A 16476-nucleotide genomic window follows, 5' to 3' on the forward strand; every position below is an offset into this window, starting at 1 on the left:
CAACCTGGACAACTACCAGCGCCGGATACTCTCAACCATCGCGCTCACCCGAGCACGACGAGACGCAGCATGACCCGGCCCGCCCCGCGGAAAGTCGAAGAGCCGGCAATCACGGCCAAAGGAGGGTTCTTCGACTCGAGGAGCCTTGCAAAGCTCCTCCAGTTGACTAACCCCCTTTGCGGCCGGGAGGCAGGACGGTCCGGCTCGCGATGGGCGTGCCATTTCCGGGCTGTCGGTGCGGCCGCATAGGCTGCGCCCGTGGAAGAACAGGTGGAACCCATCGACCGCGTGTTGACCGTGCCCAACGCACTGTCGACGCTGCGGTTGATCGGGGTGCCGATCTTCTTCTGGCTCATCCTCGACCACCACGACTGGTGGGCCCTGCTGGTGCTCTTCCTGGCCGGCCTGACCGACTACCTCGACGGCAAGCTCGCTCGGATGCTCGGCCAGACCTCCCGCTTGGGCGCAATGCTCGATCCGGCGGCCGACCGGCTCTACATCCTGGCCACCATCGTGGCGCTCGCGATCCGCTCGATCATCCCGTGGTGGCTGGTGGGCGTGCTGCTGGCGCGTGAGCTGTTCATTGCTGGGCTCGGCCCCATCCTGCGCACCCATCGACTGCCGCTTCCGCCGGTGTCGTTCGTTGGCAAGGCCGCGACCTTCAATCTGATCTATGCCTTCCCGCTGGTGCTCCTGGGTGAGCAGCCGGGTGCCGTTGGTGACATCGCGCAACCTCTGGGATGGGCGTTCGTCTGGTGGGGAACGGTGCTCTACTGGGTCGCCGGAATCCTCTACGCCGTTCAGGTGCGAGGGATGGTGCGGGACAAGAAGGCGCGCGAATGACCTCCGGTCCAACGCGCGATCCAGCGGCGTCGATGTCGCTGATCACCAACATCATCGCCCACCCGCTCGACCCTTCATATGCCGACGAAGCGGCTCGCCGGCAGGCGAACGGCCAGAAGCCGTCGTCGGGAACCCGCTCGCCCCTGCTCATCGGCGTGATGTTCCTGATCGGTCTCGGGCTCGCGGCGAGCGCGATGACGCTGCGGGCTCCGGTCAGTGAGTCGCAGAAGCAACAGAAGTCGTTGGTTTCCCGCGTCACCGCAGGTCAGAAGGCGATCGATACTCGAAGCGCCACCATTCGCGGGCTCAATCAGGAGATCTCCGGCCTGCAGACCGCGGCGCTGAATCGCAGCAATCTCTCTGACGTGAGCCGCCAGTTGAGCGCTGCCGAAGTCGTCACCGGCGCGATAGCCGTCCACGGGCCGGGGCTGATCCTGACCGTCGACGACGCTGCCTCCGCTGGCGTTGACGCGCAAGGCAATCCGCGCACCGATCAGTCCGACACCGGGCGACTGACCTCCGGTGACCTCCAAGTCATCGTCAATGGGCTGTGGCAGGCCGGCGCGGAGGCCGTGTCGATCAACGGCCAACGCGTGACGTCATTGACCGCCATCCGGTTCGCCGGTCAGGCGATTCTGGTGAACTTCCGCCCGCTCAGCCCGCCCTACGCGATCTCCGCGATCGGCCCGCCAGGTCTGGGAGGCGCCTTCGACAAGAACTCCGGAGGTGCCTACCTCGGTGGCCTGGTCAAGGGTTTCGACATCCGCAGTTCACGCTCAACCGGCTCAAACATCCACATCCCGGCGGCTCCGTCGGTGAAGCTCTACCACGCAAAAGTTCTCGAGGAGCAACCGTGATCCCCGCTTTCGGACTCGCTATCGGCCTGATCGTTGGGGTCGTGCTGTCGCCCGACGTCCCGCTGTGGCTGCAGCCATACCTCCCGATCGCGGTTATTGCCGCCCTCGATGCAGTCTTCGGCGCCGTACGCGCTGTGCTCGACGGCATCTTCGACGACAAGGTGTTCGTCGTGTCATTCCTGTCGAATGTTCTGGTGGCAGCGTTCATCGTCTTCCTCGGGGACCAGCTCGGCGTCGGATCGCAATAACCACCGGCGTCGTCGTGGTGCTCGGGCTGCGCATCTTCAGCAACGTTGCCTCTATCCGCCGACACCTCTTCCACGCATGAGTCACCCCACGAAGTTCTCCGCTCGTTCCTCGCTCCGATACTTCGAGGGGACCCCGACATGAGTCACCCCACAGAAGACGAGCCGACCGAGCCGACCGCACCGACCGAGCCGAACGAGCCGGCCGCGACCGATCCCACCTCGACTGAGCCGCCCGCAAAGCCGACCCGCGGCCCGTGGTCGCGGCTTGGCCGGATGGGCCGGCCGCGTCTGACGAAGGCGAACGCTCTGGCCACAGTGCTGGCGTTGCTGCTGGGGTTCGCCATGGTCACCCAGGTGCGGGCCAATCGCGCCGGGGGGCTGGAGTCGATGAGCCAGGAAGACCTCATCAACCTGCTCGACAACGTCAACCAACAAGGCACCCGCCTCACCACCGACATCACGACGCTCACCGGTCAACGTGACCAGCTCAAGAGTGGCGGGGGAGACGCCGCCGCAGTTGCGGCCGCCCGCGAGCGGTTGACCGCGCTGCAGATCCTCGCCGGAACAGCCCCCGCGCAAGGACCAGGGATCACCTTCACGATCAACGACCCGTCCGGTGCGCTGGCTTCGAACAACGTGCTCGATGCCGTCGAGGAACTGCGCGATGCCGGTGCGGAGGCGATCCAGATCAACGACGTACGCATCATCGCGGCCTCCTGGTTCGGGCTCGCCCAGGACGGAAAGCTCATCGCCGACGGCAAAACCCTGGAACAGCCCTACGTCATCACAGCGATCGGTGACCCCCACACCATGTCCACCGCGTTGGCGATCCCCGGTGGTGTGGTGGAGACGTTGCGGCAGAGCGGGATCCAGACCCAGGTAGTGTCAAAGCAGGCTGTCAGCGTGACTGCGTTGCGAGGCGCCGTGGCCCCTCGTTACGCTCAGGCCGAACCGTCGGGGAAGTGACCCCGATCCCACTCACCAGGAGCATCATGAGCGATCTTCAGTACCCCGCCGATCTGCGATACACCTCCGACCACGAGTGGGTGAAGGAGCAGGGCGACGGCGTCGTACGCGTCGGCATCACCGCATTCGCCCAGGACGCCCTCGGGGACGTGGTCTACGTCAGCCTCCCGACCGTCGGCGACACCGTTGCCGCGGGCGACGCCTGCGGTGAGGTCGAGTCGACGAAGTCGGTCAGCGACCTCTACGCACCCTTGGCCGGAGAGGTCACAGCAGTGAACGACGCGCTCGACACCACTCCGGAGCTGGTTAACAGCGACCCCTACGAGCAGGGGTGGATGTACGAACTGAAGCTCGACGACGCCGATGCAGCCAGTGGTTTGCAGGACGCCGCAACTTACACTTCGTCCCTCAACTGAACCAACCCCCTAGGGGTGGTTTCTAGCGACCGTTAGGCTGTACACGTGACCAATGAGCATGAACCCCGAGGTGAGACACCGCCGGACGCCACCGCTCGATTTGTGGTGGGTGAATCCGTGGCGCCCGACTTCACCGGTGAAGTGCGGTTGTCGCAGTCCGATCAGGCGATGGTCGATGCGCTGCGCCCCGGCACCGCGCTGTTGATCTCGCTGCGTGGACCCGGCGCGGGTGGTCGCTTCCTGCTCGACGATGACGAGGTCGGCAGCGGCCGTCACGTCGACAGTGACATCTTTCTCGATGACGTCACCGTCTCCCGTCGACACGCAGTCTTCCGCCGCACCGCGACCGGCTACAGCATGGTCGACGTCGGTTCGTTGAACGGCACCTACGTCAATGGCACTGTCACCGAGACTGCTGACTTGCATGACGGCGACGAGGTGCAGATCGGCAAGTTCCGATTCACCTATTACGGCGCGCCCGCCGCCGGGTCGTGACCACCGCGGAACCCACGCTCGCGATCGGTGCGGTCCTGACCCGGCTGCAGGGCGAGTTTCCGGATCTCACCCAGTCGAAGGTGCGATTCCTGGATACCCAGGGCGTGGTCAGCCCGCAGCGGGCCGGCAGCGGCTACCGCCGTTACACCGAGCGCGATGTCGACCGCCTGCGATTTGTGTTGCGCTGTCAGCGGGACCGCTTCTGGCCGTTAAAGGTGATCCGCGAAGCACTGGACGCCTATGACCGTGGCCTCAAGCCGGCCGCGGACCAGCGCCCGACGGTCCCCGCCGGCGCTGAAGACGCCGACCTGCCGACCCCGGCCGAATTTGTGCCCGACTCGGGCGCGGCGCTGCGTCTCAACGCAGCCGAACTGGCCAAGGCTGCGGGACTCGACGACGCCGGCGTACGCGATTTGCGCGATTTCGGCCTCGTGCGACCCGACGCCGACGGCTTCTACGGCAGTGACTCTTTGCAGATTGCCCGCGCGGCGGGAGCCTTGTTGGCTCATGGGATCGGGGCGCGTCACTTGCGCCCGTTCCGTCTGGCCGCAGACCGCGAGATGTCGTTGGTCCAGCAACTCTCGATGACCTCCGGTGGCGCCGAAGCGGCCGAACTGGTCCGCGATTGTTTGGCGCTGCATCTCGCACTGGTGCGCTCCGGTCTCTCGCAGGGGTAGCGTGGAGGCGTGAGACAGGTCGAGGTTGTCGGCGTACGCGTCGAAATGCCCACGAACAAGCCGATTGTCGTGTTGCGCGAGATCGACGGTAACCGTCATGTTCCGATCTGGATCGGAGCTCCCGAGGCAGCCGCCATCGCGCATGTGATGGAGGGCGTCACACCGCCTCGGCCCCTGACCCATGACCTCCTGCTGACCGTTTTGACCACCCTGGGTGGGCGGCTCTCCCACGTCGACATCGTTCGGATGGAAGAGGGCGTGTTCTACGCGGAACTGGTGCTGAGCGACGGGCGGCGGATCGAATCACGCAGCTCCGATGCCATCGCCCTAGCTCTGCGCGCCGAGGTCGATGTCTTCGTCGATGACCAGGTCGTCGAGGAGACGGGCATCCCGATGCAGCTCGAAGACGAGGACGAGGTCGAGAAATTCCGCGAATTCCTGGACCATGTGTCGGCCGAGGACTTCGAGGACCCGGGCGTGGAGCCTGAAGACTAACCTTAAACTTAAAGATGAATGTTTTCGGCGCGCATCGCGACACGCCGACGGTTCAGGGCCGAGGTCGTTGACCACAGGGTCTGTCGCCCGTAGTTTTTCTCGCGAAGCACGGCAACGTGCACCAGTCATTTCTGAGAGAAGAGGTAGCCATGGGACGCGCTGAGAAGCAGTCTGCAGGCTCCAAGGCGCCGGCTCCGCTCGAGGCGCCGGTCGTCGACGGCAGTGTCGACGGTGCTGGTGCGGGCGACGACCAGGTCGTGACCGATGTGCTCGGCTACCGCGGTCCCGCGGCCTGCCGCGCCGCGGGCGTCACTTACCGCCAGCTCGACTACTGGGCGCGAACCGGCCTGGTTGAGCCCTCCGTGCGTAACCCCTCCGGGTCGGGCAACCACCGGCTCTACAGCTTCCGTGATGTATTGGTGCTGAAGGTCGTCAAGCGTCTGCTCGACACCGGCGTCTCGCTGCAGCAGATCCGTATCGCGGTCTCCGCGCTGCGTGACCACGGCGTCGAGGACCTCGCCACCATCACCTTGATGTCCGATGGTGCGTCGGTTTACGAGTGCACCTCCGATGACCAAGTCATCGATCTGATGCGTGGCGGTCAGGGCGTATTCGGCATTGCTTTGGGTTCGGTGTGGCGCGAGGTCGAGGGCACCCTCTCGGAACTGCCGTCCGAGCGTCCCGAGGCCGAGGAGATCGCGGATCACCCGGGCGACGAACTGCGCAAGCGTCGTGAGCGTCGGGTCGCTGGCTGACCTTCCCTTCCCTAGCTCAAATAGCACCGGCCCGCCGAGATTGGCGGGCCGGTGCTATTTTTGAGCTTGCTCGTGACACCGGGTGGGAGAGTTCTCCACCACTGGTGAAGGCGCCGAAGGGGCAATTCTCCCCAGAACCTCTCAGGCCACCGGACCACTCGGACGAGGCGACTCTGAAGGCTTGCCGACAGAGGGGGAGGCGTTCTGCCCCTGCTCCGGCCAAGGAAGATGAATGACGCCCCAGAACAGCCCTGATTTCGTACGTCGCCATGTCGGCCCTTCGGCCGACGAGATTCAGACGATGTTGACCGCCATCGGCGTCGACAGTCTCGAAGCCCTGATGGACACGGCGATCCCGACAACGATCCGCGCGACCCGCGAGCTTGCGGTGCAAGCTGCCCCGGATGAGGCGAGTGTGCTCGCCGAGCTGCGGGAGAAGGCCGGCCGCAACGAGGTTTTGACCTCGATGATCGGCCTCGGTTATTACGGCACCCACACGCCGGGAGTCATTCGGCGAAACGTCCTGGAGAACCCGGCCTGGTACACCGCGTACACGCCGTATCAGCCGGAGATCTCCCAGGGTCGGCTCGAGGCGTTGCTGAACTTCCAGACCGTGGTGGCCGACCTGACCGGTCTGCAGACCGCGTCGGCCAGCCTGTTGGACGAGTCCACGGCCGTTGCCGAGGCGATGTCGCTGATGCATCGCGCGACTCGGGCCAAGGACGGCTCGGTGCTGCTGCTCGATGCCCAGGTGTTGCCGCAGTCCATCGCAGTGACCCAAACTCGCGCGACCGCCGTCGGCTTCGAGGTTGTCGTCGCTGACCTGCGCGGCGTGTCTGATGTCGCCAGCCTGCGGGCCGCGGCAGGGGATCGCGATGTCTTCGGTGTGGTCGTGCAGTATCCCGGCGCTAACGGCGAAATCGTCGACTGGTCGGCGCTGGCCACGGCGGCTCACGAGGCGGGCGCCTTGGTGACGGCAGCGGCCGACCTCCTCGCGCTGACGTTGGTGCAGGAGCCGGCGGGATGGGGCGCCGACATCGCGGTCGGCACCACTCAGCGCTTCGGCGTTCCGATGGGCTTCGGCGGTCCCCACGCCGGTTACATGTGTGTGCGCGAGGGACTCGAGCGCAACCTGCCGGGCCGACTGGTCGGAGTATCGGTCGACGCCGACGGCGCCCGGGCTTTCCGGCTTGCCCTGCAGACTCGCGAGCAACACATCAGGCGCGAGAAGGCGACGTCCAACATCTGCACCGCACAGGTGCTGCTGGCCGTCATGGCTTCGATGTACGCCGTTTATCACGGTCCTGAGGGCCTGACGCGGATTGCCCGGGAGGTTCACGGCAAGGCCGTCGGTCTCGCCACGGCTCTGCGCGGCGGTGACGTCGAACTGGTCGTCGACAGCTTCTTCGACACCCTGACCGTACGGGTCCACGGTCGTGCCGACGCGGTCGTTGCAGCAGCCCGAGAGCGCGGGATCAACGTGTGGCAACTCGACGGTGACCAAGTCAGTGTGAGCGTCGATGAGACGACCACCGAGGCACAGTTGGCCGCCGTTGCTGCCGCTTTCGGGGTCAACGCACCGGTCCCGAGCGACGGAACCTCGACCTTCGCGGCGACGCTGCACCGTTCGACGCAGTTCCTGACCAACCCGGTGTTCAACACCCACCACAGCGAGACCGAGATGTTGCGCTACCTGCGCACCCTCTCGGATCGGGACTACGCGCTCGACCGCGGCATGATCCCGCTGGGCTCCTGCACGATGAAGCTCAACGCCACCACCGAGATGGAGGCGATCACCTGGCCCGAGTTCGCCAACCTCCACCCGTTCTCCCCAGCCGACCAGACCGTGGGGATCCGCGAGCTGATTGACGACCTCGAGCAGTGGTTGTGTGCGATCACCGGTTATGACTCGGTGTCGTTGCAGCCGAACGCCGGCTCGCAGGGTGAGTTCGCTGGACTGCTGGCCATCCACGCTTACCACCGGGCCAATGGCGATGCCGACCGCGATGTCTGCCTCATCCCGGCCTCGGCCCACGGCACCAACGCGGCCTCGGCCGCGATGGCCGGACTCAAGGTCGTGGTGGTGAAAACCGCGCCCACCGGTGAGATCGACATGGACGACCTCAAGTTGAAGTTGAAACAACACGGCGAGAATCTCGCGGCGATCATGGTCACCTATCCGTCGACGCACGGCGTTTACGAGGACACGATCACCGAGCTCTGCGACCTGGTCCACGAGGCCGGCGGCCAGGTTTATGTCGATGGCGCAAACCTCAACGCACTCGTCGGATTCGCCCAGCCGGGTCAATTCGGTGGCGACGTTTCGCACCTCAACCTGCACAAAACGTTCTGCATCCCGCACGGCGGCGGCGGCCCGGGTGTCGGTCCGGTGGCGGTGCGTGCCCACCTCGCGCCCTACCTGCCCAACCACCCGTTCTCCGAACACGCGGGCCCGGCGACCGGTGTTGGCCCGGTGGCCGGCGCGCCGTTCGGTTCGGCCTCGATTCTGCCGATCAGCTGGGCCTACGTTCGGCTGATGGGTGGCGCCGGGTTGACCCACGCCACCGAGGCGGCGGTCGTCAACGCGAACTACGTCGCCACCCGGCTGCGCGACCACTACCCGGTGCTGTACACCGGCGAGAAGGGTCTGGTTGCCCACGAGTGCATCCTGGATCTGCGCGGGCTGACCAAGGACAGCGGCGTGACCGTCGACGACGTCGCCAAGCGCTTGGTCGACTACGGCTTCCACGCTCCGACCATGTCCTTCCCGGTGGCCGGAACCCTGATGGTCGAACCGACCGAGAGCGAGAGTCTCACCGAACTCGACCGGTTCTGCGCGGCAATGATCGCCATCCGCAACGAGATCCAGAACGTCATCGACGGTGGTGTTCCGGTGGCCGACAGCGTGTTGCGCCATGCGCCGTACACCGCTCAGAGCCTGGTGGGGGACTGGGACCACCCCTTCTCGCGCAGCGAGGCGGTCTACCCCGCCGGGGTCGACCCGACCCGCAAATACTGGGCCCCGGTGCGCCGGATCGACGGTGCGTACGGTGACCGTCACCTCGTCTGCTCGTGCCCGCCGCCCGAGGCTTACGAGGACTGACATCCGCAACAGCCGCCTGTCCTGATGTTCCGGGACAGGCGGCTGTCGCCGTTCTACGGGACACTGTGCGCGACGAAAGGGGTGGTGCGATGTCACGTGTCGGGGAGACCGTCGGGCCTTACCGGTTGGACCGGTTGCTGGGGCGTGGCGGGATGGGCGAGGTCTACCTGGCTCATGACACCGTCAAGGGCCGCGATGTCGCGCTGAAGCTGTTGCCCCCGGCGTTGTCGCAGGATCCTGCGTACGCCGCCCGGTTCCGGCGGGAGGCGCAGATCGCGGCGCGCCTGCAGGAGCCGCACATCGTTCCTATCCACGACTTCGGCACCACCGGCGACCAACTGTTCATCGACATGCGGGTCGTCGAGGGGGAGGACCTGCGAGCGCTGTTGCAGCGTCGGGGGCGGCTGTCCTACGACGAGACGCTGCGGCTGCTCAGTCAGGTGGCGTCAGCGCTGGATGCCGCGCACGGCAGCGGGTTGGTCCATCGTGACGTCAAGCCCGAGAACGTGCTGGTCACCCCGGGTGGCTTCGCCTATCTCGCCGATTTCGGCATCGCCCACGAAACGGGGGAGTCCCACCTCACCAGCACCGGGACGGCGATCGGCTCGTTCAAGTACATGGCGCCGGAGCGGTTCTCCGAGGATGAGACCGACGGGCGGGCCGACGTGTATTCGCTCGGTTGCGTAACGTTCGAATGCCTGACCGGGAGCGCGCCCTTCCCGGGCAACGACTTGAGCAAGTTGATGCGCGCCCATGTTTTGCAGCCGCCGCCAGATCTCCCGGCCAGCCTCGGTCTGTCTCCGGCTGTCACCGCGGTGTTGCACCGCGCGATGGCGAAGCGGCCCGCGGATCGACCGTCGACGGCCGGCGACCTGATGGCGCAGTTCGCTGCCGCGATCGACGGTCACGACACCGTCATCCGACCGATCCCGCGAGTCCCTGCGCGCGAGGAAACTGCCGCAGCGACGGTGTGGGACGGCGTCGGTCAAGGATCAGAGCGGTCTCAAGGCAGTCACCGTACGGCGATCGCGGCGGCCTGCCTGGCGGGCGTTCTCGCGGTGGCGGCTGTTGCGGCCTACTTCGTTAGTTCCGGCGGGCGAACCCACGCAGATTCTGCGGCGTCGTCGACATCCGGAACGACAGTGGCCTCGACGCCAGCAGCTCGACCGGTCGGCTCCTCCACCCCGACGACGCCCGCTGAGCCGATGCGGGTTGGGATTAGCGATGTTCCGGGCAGCGGCACAACGGCGACCGGCTTTAACGGATTCGACGCCTCCGTTGCGCGCTACGTCGCGCAGCAACTCGGTTACCCCGGAGTCTCATTCGTGCGAGTCAGCGACGATCAGCGGGTGTCGGCAGTGCAGGACGGCACCGTCGACATCGTGGTCGCGACGTTCACGATGACTCCAGCGCGGCGCAGCGTGGTCGGGTTCGCCGGCCCCTATTTCACCGCTCACCTCGGTCTGCTGGTGGATGCCTCGAGTGCGATCACCTCGGTGAGTAGCCCCGACCTCACGACGGTTTGCCAGGCCCCGGGGTCCGTCGACACGAGTGCTCTCACCGCGGAAAACCCGTTGATCACCCTGGTTTCCGGCACATCGGTGACTGACTGCGTGAACCAGGTGCGTGATGGCGCGGTGAGTGCGGCGACGATCGACGACACGATCTTGGCCGGTTATCTCACTAAGACCGGCTACGCCGGCACCGTACGGTTGGTCGAGACGTCCGCCGGGCCGCAGGACTACGGCATTGCGGTGCCGCGGGCCGATCACGATCTATGCGTGAAGGTGGCGGGCGCGCTGAAGCAGATGATCGACACCGGCGCGTGGGACTCTGCAGTGTCGGCGAACTACGCCGGGGATTTCAGCCCAACGCGGCCGACCCTCGACGCATGCTGATCGCGCCGACCAACGATTACCGGCGGTAGTCGCCCAGGAAGTCGCCGATTCGGCCGATCGCCTCGGCCAACATCTCGACGTCGGGCAGCGTCACCAACCGGAAGTGGTCCGGTGAGAACCAGTTGAAACCGGTGCCGTGGGTGACCAGAATTTTCTTCGACCGCAACAGATCGATGACGAACTGTTGGTCGTCCTCGATCGGATAGACCTCCGGGTCGAGTCGTGGGAAGCAGTAGAGCGCGCCGCGCGGTTCAACACAGCTCACGCCCGGGATCTCGTTGAGCAGTTTCGCGGCCAACCGGGATTGCTCGTAAAACCGGCCGCCGGGAACGATCAACTCGTTGATCGACTGGTATCCGCCCAGGGCAGTCTGGATCGCGTTTTGAGCCGGGACGTTTGCACACATCCGCATGTTGGCCAGCAGGGTCAGGCCCTCGAGGAAGTCCTCCGCGCGATGCTTCGGGCCGGTGAGGAACACCCACCCGGCGCGGTAGCCGCAGACCCGGTAGGCCTTCGATAATCCGCTGAAGGTCAGGCAGAGAACGTCATCGGCGGCGTAGGTGGCGACATGGTGGTGGACCGGCTGGTCGGTGTCGTCGGCGTAGAGAATCTTTTCGTAGATCTCGTCGGCCATCAGCACCAGGTCGTGGCGGCGGGCGATGTCGACCAGACCCTTCACGACATCGGCGGAGTAGACCGCGCCGGTCGGGTTGTTCGGGTTGATGATCACCAGCGCGTGTGTGTTCGGCGTGATCTTCGCCTCGATGTCGGCGAGGTCGGGGTTCCAGCCGTTCTCCTCGTCGCAGCGGTAGTGCACGGGGGTGCCGCCACAGAGGGTCACCGCGCCGGTCCACAGCGGGTAGTCGGGAGCGGGGACCAGCACCTCGTTGCCGTCATCGAGGAATGCCTGCAACACCATGCTGATCAGCTCGGACACCCCGTTGCCGATCAGGACGTCGTCGACGACAGCGTCGCGGAATCCGCGGGACTGGTAGTACTGCGCCACGGCAGTGCGGGCGCTGTAGATGCCCTTGGAGTCGGAGTAGCCCTGGGAGTCGGGAAGGGCCTGCACCATGTCGGCGACAATGGCCTCGGGGGCCTCAAACCCGAACGGGGCGGTGTTGCCGATGTTCAGCTTGAGGATCCGGTGGCCCTCGGCCTCGAGGCGCTGAGCCTCAACGAGGATCGGTCCGCGAACGTCGTAGCGGACGCCCTGAAGCTTCTTGGACTGTCGAATGGTGCGCACCGGGTCAGCGTTCCACAGGTGGTCAAGCTGCTGGTGACGCATCGCCGAGATGCACCCGAAGTGACGAACCCTGTTCGCTCTTGCGGACCTCGATCTGGGCTGGCACTCGGCTGCGCAGCTCGCCCACGTGACTGACGATGCCGACGGTGCGCCCACCCGCCCGCAGGTCATCGAGGACCTGCATGACCAGTTCCAGCGATTCGTCGTCGAGGGTGCCGAACCCCTCGTCGACCAGGAGTGTCTGCAGCGGCCGGCCGCCGGCGTCGTGCAGCACGGCTTGGCCCAGGCCGAGGGCAAGGGCGAGGGAGGCCATGAACGACTCGCCGCCGGAAAGGGAAGCGGTGTCTCGAGGGGTGCCGGTCCAGGCATCAAGCACTCGCAACCCGAGCCCGCTGCGCGAGCCGCCCTTGGCTCGTTCATCGGTGTGTTCCAGGCGGTAACGGCCGCCGGTCATGACGGCAAGCGACTCGTTGGCCAGCTCGGTGACCTGTTCGAGGCGGGCAGCGAGCACATAGGACGACAGACGCATCCGCAGAACGTTCTCGTTTCCGCCGCTGACAAGATCGGTGATCCGATCGACCGTTGGAAGTCGGTCGCGGTCAGCGCGAGACGACTCGACAACCGCCGTGACCTCAGCGGCGAGCCGCTCGATGCTGCGTTGCGCGCGCTTTATCGACTCATAGTTGGTGTGAGCGACCCGCTCGGCAACCAGAGCGGACTCCAGAGCCGTTGCCAGGAACTCGACCGAGGAGGCATCGACCTCGTCACTGTCCGTGATCGCCTCGCTGAGATCAGCGGCCCCATTCGTTGCGCCGACGGTGAGAGGTCGATCCAGCACGCCGCGGGCGTGTTCGGCGACCTGCTCGGCTGACCTCAACTCTTGTCGCTTGCGCTCGGCCTCATCGCGGGGGAGTCGCGCAGTGGAAAGCGCAACCCGATCCGCAAAAGATTCGACCTCAAGTTGACGATGCAACTCATTTTCCGCGGTATCACGGGCTTCGCGCGCGGTATCGGTGGCGTCCTTGGCTCGGGCGGCCTCGGCGACCAACCGCCGGAAGGTGTCGTGGTGGGCGAGCACCGCAGACCCCCATGCGGCCAGCTGGTCAGCGGCATCGCTGCACCTGCAGTCGCGCTGGTGGGCTTCGAGAGCGGCGCGCAGTCGATCGCCCTGGTCGGCGACGGTCGCCTCGAGGTCGGCCACCGTCTGGGCCGCGCGTTCGCTTGCACGAAGGGCGACGTCGTGTTCTTCCTGGGCGCGATCGCGAGACGCGCCGAGCCGATCGGCCTCTGCAGCGAGGTTCTGCAACTGACCCAAGGCGGCCTCGATAGTGGCGAGCGCCGCCAGCTCGCTTCGAAGTCGCTGCTCGGAGGTGTCATCGGTCAGCGCGTTCGACGCCGACTCAAGCCCTGCCGACTCAAGCCCTGCCGACTCACGCATACCCAACTCCCGCGACGCAGAATCACGGGTCGCCGACTGAAGCATCGCCCAGTCTGCGCGGATCCGAGTCTGCTCCGCACGCGCTTCCTCGACCCGGGCCGCGGAAGCAGCGACAGCGGCACGAGCCGTGGCGAGCCTGCCGTCGGCCGCCGCGGCGAGCTGCTCCGCATCATCGACATCGGCGGCGGTGACTGGGTCGGAGTCGGTCGCCGGGGCGGGGTGGTCGGGTGAGCCACAGACTGGGCAGGCGTCGCCGTCGAGCAGATCGAGCGCGAGCTCGGCAGCCATCCCTTCGAGGCGGGCGTGGCGCAGGGCGAGCACGTGACGTTCGGCATCGGTGAAGTCCAGCGCGCGAGCGTGTTGCTCGGCATCTGCGGTAGCGAGCGTGGCAGTGAGGCTACGCAGCCGCTCACCGGCCCGACGGTCATCGCGCAGGAGACGGACGCGGTCGCGAACTGCGGATTCCGGAGCGACGATCTCGGCGAGCGCGGCACGTTCGACGTCGACCGCGCTCAACCGAGCAACGATGGCGGCAACCGATTCCGCTGCGCTCTTCGCCGTTCGTGCGGCAGCGACATGGTCGGCCTTCAACCGCGGCAAGCGCTGCAGGCTTTGGGCTCGTACGTCGAGCAGTCCGCGCACTCCGGCGAGAGCCTGGTCGCCAGCGGCGAGCCGTTGTTCGGGATCCAGCGGGTGTTCGCTGTCGGATCCGAGCAACGCCGCGAGGCGGTCATGGGCCTGCATGACGGCGGAGCTGCGCCGCTCGAGTTCCGTGGCGGCGGAGTCGGCGACGCCGAGCAGCGGCCACACTCGAGTGGCGGCGTCGTGGCGTTGCAGAGTCCGGCGCGTGGCCGCACGATCGTCCGCAGAATCGAGGTGGCGCTGCCACACCAGTTGCGCGTCGGCGCGCTCGGCGGCGATCCGCCGGCATTCGACAGCTCGCTCGTGACGGCGACGAGTGGTGGTGGCCCAGGCCCGGGCCCGGTCGGCGCCGGCCATCGCGGCAGTCAGCGCGAGCGATAAGTCGGCGGCTGCCGCACCGATCTGTGCTGGCAAGTCGTCGAGCGGCAGGCTGCGCCAGTGGTCGATCTGGGGAGCGTGGTCGGTCAGCGACTCCTCGGCGCGAACCAGTGCGGTGCGGGCGGATGCGTCGGCCGCGTCGACGCGCCCGCGCAGTTCGCGCCGGTGGTCAGCGAGCCAACGTTCCACGTCGGCGAACCGCGAAATGTCGAACAGCCGCTCGAGCAGGGCTGCCCGTTCGTCGGCTTTCGCGCGCAGGAACGCGGCGAATTCGCCCTGAGGCAGCAGCACGACCTGCGCGAACTGCTCCAACCCGAGCCCGAGGGCGTCGGATATCTCGAGGCCGGCCTCGTCGAGGCGGGTGCTGATCGCGCGCCAGCCGGTTGCCCCACGCTCCTCGAGCACCACTGAGGCTTGCCGTTTGGTGGTTCCGCCACCACGCTTCTTCGGCGCGAAGTAGGAAGGCCGACGGTCGATTCGCAGCCGACGCTCGGCAACGGTGAACTCCATCTGAACCCGCGGGTCGAGGTGGGGCGCGGCATGATCGCTGCGCAGCCGGTCAGTGTGGGTGCGGCGTGAACCGGGCACCTGCCCGAAAAGGGCGAAACAAACGGCGTCGAGCACGCTCGTCTTCCCGCTGCCGGTGGGGCCGTGCATCAGGAACAGTCCTTGAGCGCCGAGCGCGTCGAAGTCGATCGTCTCGCTTGCCCCGAACGGACCGAACGCCTGGATGGTCAGGCGATGAATCCTCATGCGACACCGGCGTGGCTGGCGATGCCCTCGTCGTCGCGGCTGGCGCGCTGTCGGTCGACATCGGCCAGCGCCGTTTTCAGCAGCGCGGTCTCGTCAGCGTCGGCCGGCGCACGACGGACGTGGTCGACGAAGTCGCAGCAGACGTCGAGGTCGGCGCGTTCTCGCAGCCGTTGCACGTAGCTGAGGTCATCGCCGGGCCGGGCCGGGCTGTCGAAGAGCAGCGCGAGTGTATGGGGAAAACGGCTTCGGATGCGGTCCATCGCAGACACCGGGTGGACTGCGTCGGTGAGGGTGACTTCGCACCACGCTTGCTCGTGGTCAGCGAGATCGGGATCGTCGAGCAACTCTTCAAGTTCGCCGCGCAACCTGGCCAGCGGCCGCGGAACCGGCGTCGGGATCAGCTCCTGCAGGCCGGTGTCGAGGTCGACCAGCACCGAGGTCTTCTGGTCGCCGGTCTCACTGAAGGAGAACGCGATCGGGGAGCCGGAGTAGCGCACGCCCGGGCGCACCTCCTGAGCGCGATGCAGGTGGCCGAGCGCGACATAGTCGGCGCCGTCGAAGATCTCAACCGGCGCGACTCCGAGGCCGCCCACTGTGACGTCGCGTTCGGACTGCGAAGTCGTGGCGCCGGCAACGAACGAATGGGCCATCACCACCATGCGCACACCCTGATCGGCACGCCCGGCGTGGTCGGCGCGGATTCGGTCCATTGCTGCTCGCAGCACGGCGGCGTGGGTGGCGCGAGCCGCACCCAGCGGTTCAGCTGCGACCGACGGCTCGAGGTAAGGGATCGGGTAGATCGCGGTGTCGCCCACCAGCACCGGCTCGCCGATCTGATCGATCGAGGTCGCGAGGTGGAGGCCGACCTGGGAGAGCAACCGGGAACCGAATCCCAGCCGGCGGGCGGAGTCGTGGTTTCCCGAGGACACGACGACCTGCGCGCCCGTGGCCAGCAGCGAGACCAGGGCGTGGTCGAGCAGATCGACGGTGTCGGGCGCCGGCAGAGCCCGGTCATAGACGTCGCCACTGACCAGGACGACGTCGACCTGGCGGTCTCGGACGACCTGCACCAGGTGGTCAACAAAGTCGCGCTGCGCCGACAATAGACCGACACCGTGGAACGAACGTCCGAGGTGCCAGTCCGAGGTGTGCAACAAGCGCATGTCCAGCAGGGTAGGAGCGACCACCGACAACCTCCGGCAGCAACACGGATCGGGCCCCTATCGGAGGCGCGACCAGTAGGTTGAACGCGGAAGTCATGCGACC

At 66.6% G+C, this 16476-nt stretch carries 13 protein-coding genes, 1 pseudogene and 1 riboswitch; of the genes and pseudogenes, 11 read left to right on the forward strand and 3 right to left on the reverse strand.

The window, feature by feature from the left end; genetic code table 11:
• Positions 1 to 258 precede the first annotated feature (258 nt).
• The 11 genes and pseudogenes from ACYU98_RS06960 (at position 259) to ACYU98_RS07010 (ending at position 10753) form a co-directional block, all read left to right on the forward strand.
• The gene (locus ACYU98_RS06960; protein ID WP_460467479.1) at positions 259 to 843 is read left to right on the forward strand and encodes a CDP-alcohol phosphatidyltransferase family protein; all 585 of its coding nucleotides are present in this window, start codon (positions 259 to 261) and stop codon (positions 841 to 843) included.
• On the forward strand, positions 840 to 1700 hold the full coding sequence (locus ACYU98_RS06965; protein WP_460467480.1) for a DUF881 domain-containing protein: 861 nt from the start codon (positions 840 to 842) through the stop codon (positions 1698 to 1700). The genes ACYU98_RS06960 and ACYU98_RS06965 overlap by 4 nt, the downstream gene beginning before the upstream one ends.
• A pseudogene (locus ACYU98_RS06970) lies at positions 1697 to 2028 on the forward strand (small basic family protein). The gene ACYU98_RS06965 and the pseudogene ACYU98_RS06970 overlap by 4 nt, the downstream one beginning before the upstream one ends.
• Before the next feature lie 58 nt (positions 2029 to 2086).
• Positions 2087 to 2914, forward strand: a complete 828-nt coding sequence (locus ACYU98_RS06975; RefSeq protein WP_460467481.1) for a DUF881 domain-containing protein — start codon at positions 2087 to 2089, stop codon at positions 2912 to 2914.
• 26 nt (positions 2915 to 2940) lie between these two features.
• The gene (gcvH, locus tag ACYU98_RS06980; protein WP_460467482.1) at positions 2941 to 3330 is read left to right on the forward strand and encodes a glycine cleavage system protein GcvH; all 390 of its coding nucleotides are present in this window, start codon (positions 2941 to 2943) and stop codon (positions 3328 to 3330) included.
• Between the two features lie 45 nt (positions 3331 to 3375).
• Positions 3376 to 3825, forward strand: coding sequence for an FHA domain-containing protein (locus ACYU98_RS06985; protein WP_460467483.1), 450 nt, complete (start codon positions 3376 to 3378; stop codon positions 3823 to 3825).
• Positions 3822 to 4502: a transcriptional regulator FtsR gene (gene ftsR, locus ACYU98_RS06990; RefSeq protein WP_460467484.1), complete on the forward strand. Its 681-nt coding sequence runs from the start codon at positions 3822 to 3824 to the stop codon at positions 4500 to 4502. The genes ACYU98_RS06985 and ftsR overlap by 4 nt, the downstream gene beginning before the upstream one ends.
• A 9-nt stretch (positions 4503 to 4511) precedes the next feature.
• On the forward strand, positions 4512 to 4997 hold the full coding sequence (locus tag ACYU98_RS06995) for a bifunctional nuclease family protein (protein WP_460467485.1): 486 nt from the start codon (positions 4512 to 4514) through the stop codon (positions 4995 to 4997).
• Between the two features lie 149 nt (positions 4998 to 5146).
• Positions 5147 to 5752, forward strand: a complete 606-nt coding sequence (locus ACYU98_RS07000; RefSeq protein ID WP_460467486.1) for a MerR family transcriptional regulator — start codon at positions 5147 to 5149, stop codon at positions 5750 to 5752.
• 73 nt (positions 5753 to 5825) lie between these two features.
• A riboswitch (glycine riboswitch) is annotated at positions 5826 to 5919 on the forward strand.
• A 65-nt stretch (positions 5920 to 5984) separates the two neighbouring features.
• The gene (gene gcvP, locus ACYU98_RS07005) at positions 5985 to 8855 is read left to right on the forward strand and encodes an aminomethyl-transferring glycine dehydrogenase (RefSeq protein WP_460467487.1); all 2871 of its coding nucleotides are present in this window, start codon (positions 5985 to 5987) and stop codon (positions 8853 to 8855) included.
• Positions 8856 to 8944: 89 nt separating this feature from the next.
• Positions 8945 to 10753, forward strand: coding sequence for a serine/threonine-protein kinase (locus ACYU98_RS07010; protein WP_460467488.1), 1809 nt, complete (start codon positions 8945 to 8947; stop codon positions 10751 to 10753).
• 16 nt (positions 10754 to 10769) lie between these two features.
• Here the strand turns inward: ACYU98_RS07010 and ACYU98_RS07015 are convergent, their stop codons facing one another.
• The 3 genes from ACYU98_RS07015 to ACYU98_RS07025 are packed head-to-tail and all read right to left on the reverse strand — an operon-like array spanning position 10770 to position 16373.
• Entirely contained in the window at positions 10770 to 12041 is a 1272-nt protein-coding gene (locus ACYU98_RS07015) for a pyridoxal phosphate-dependent aminotransferase (RefSeq protein WP_460467489.1), read from the reverse strand.
• Positions 12022 to 15210: an AAA family ATPase gene (locus ACYU98_RS07020; RefSeq protein WP_460467490.1), complete on the reverse strand. Its 3189-nt coding sequence runs from the start codon at positions 15208 to 15210 to the stop codon at positions 12022 to 12024. The genes ACYU98_RS07015 and ACYU98_RS07020 overlap by 20 nt, the downstream gene beginning before the upstream one ends.
• The gene (locus ACYU98_RS07025) at positions 15207 to 16373 is read right to left on the reverse strand and encodes an exonuclease SbcCD subunit D (RefSeq protein WP_460467491.1); all 1167 of its coding nucleotides are present in this window, start codon (positions 16371 to 16373) and stop codon (positions 15207 to 15209) included. The genes ACYU98_RS07020 and ACYU98_RS07025 overlap by 4 nt, the downstream gene beginning before the upstream one ends.
• Between the last annotated feature and the right edge of the window lie 103 nt (positions 16374 to 16476).

The organism is Calidifontibacter terrae (genome assembly GCF_054778835.1).

Coding starts and splice junctions, on each gene's coding strand:
- gcvP (WP_460467487.1), top strand. CDS start 5,985: ATGACGCCCCAGAACAGCCCTGATTTCGTACGTCGCCATGTCGGCCCT.
- ACYU98_RS06965 (WP_460467480.1), top strand. CDS start 840: ATGACCTCCGGTCCAACGCGCGATCCAGCGGCGTCGATGTCGCTGATC.
- gcvH (WP_460467482.1), top strand. CDS start 2,941: ATGAGCGATCTTCAGTACCCCGCCGATCTGCGATACACCTCCGACCAC.
- ACYU98_RS07025 (WP_460467491.1), bottom strand. CDS start 16,373: ATGCGCTTGTTGCACACCTCGGACTGGCACCTCGGACGTTCGTTCCAC.
- ACYU98_RS07010 (WP_460467488.1), top strand. CDS start 8,945: ATGTCACGTGTCGGGGAGACCGTCGGGCCTTACCGGTTGGACCGGTTG.
- ACYU98_RS07000 (WP_460467486.1), top strand. CDS start 5,147: ATGGGACGCGCTGAGAAGCAGTCTGCAGGCTCCAAGGCGCCGGCTCCG.
- ACYU98_RS07020 (WP_460467490.1), bottom strand. CDS start 15,210: ATGAGGATTCATCGCCTGACCATCCAGGCGTTCGGTCCGTTCGGGGCA.
- ACYU98_RS07015 (WP_460467489.1), bottom strand. CDS start 12,041: ATGCGTCACCAGCAGCTTGACCACCTGTGGAACGCTGACCCGGTGCGC.
- ACYU98_RS06975 (WP_460467481.1), top strand. CDS start 2,087: ATGAGTCACCCCACAGAAGACGAGCCGACCGAGCCGACCGCACCGACC.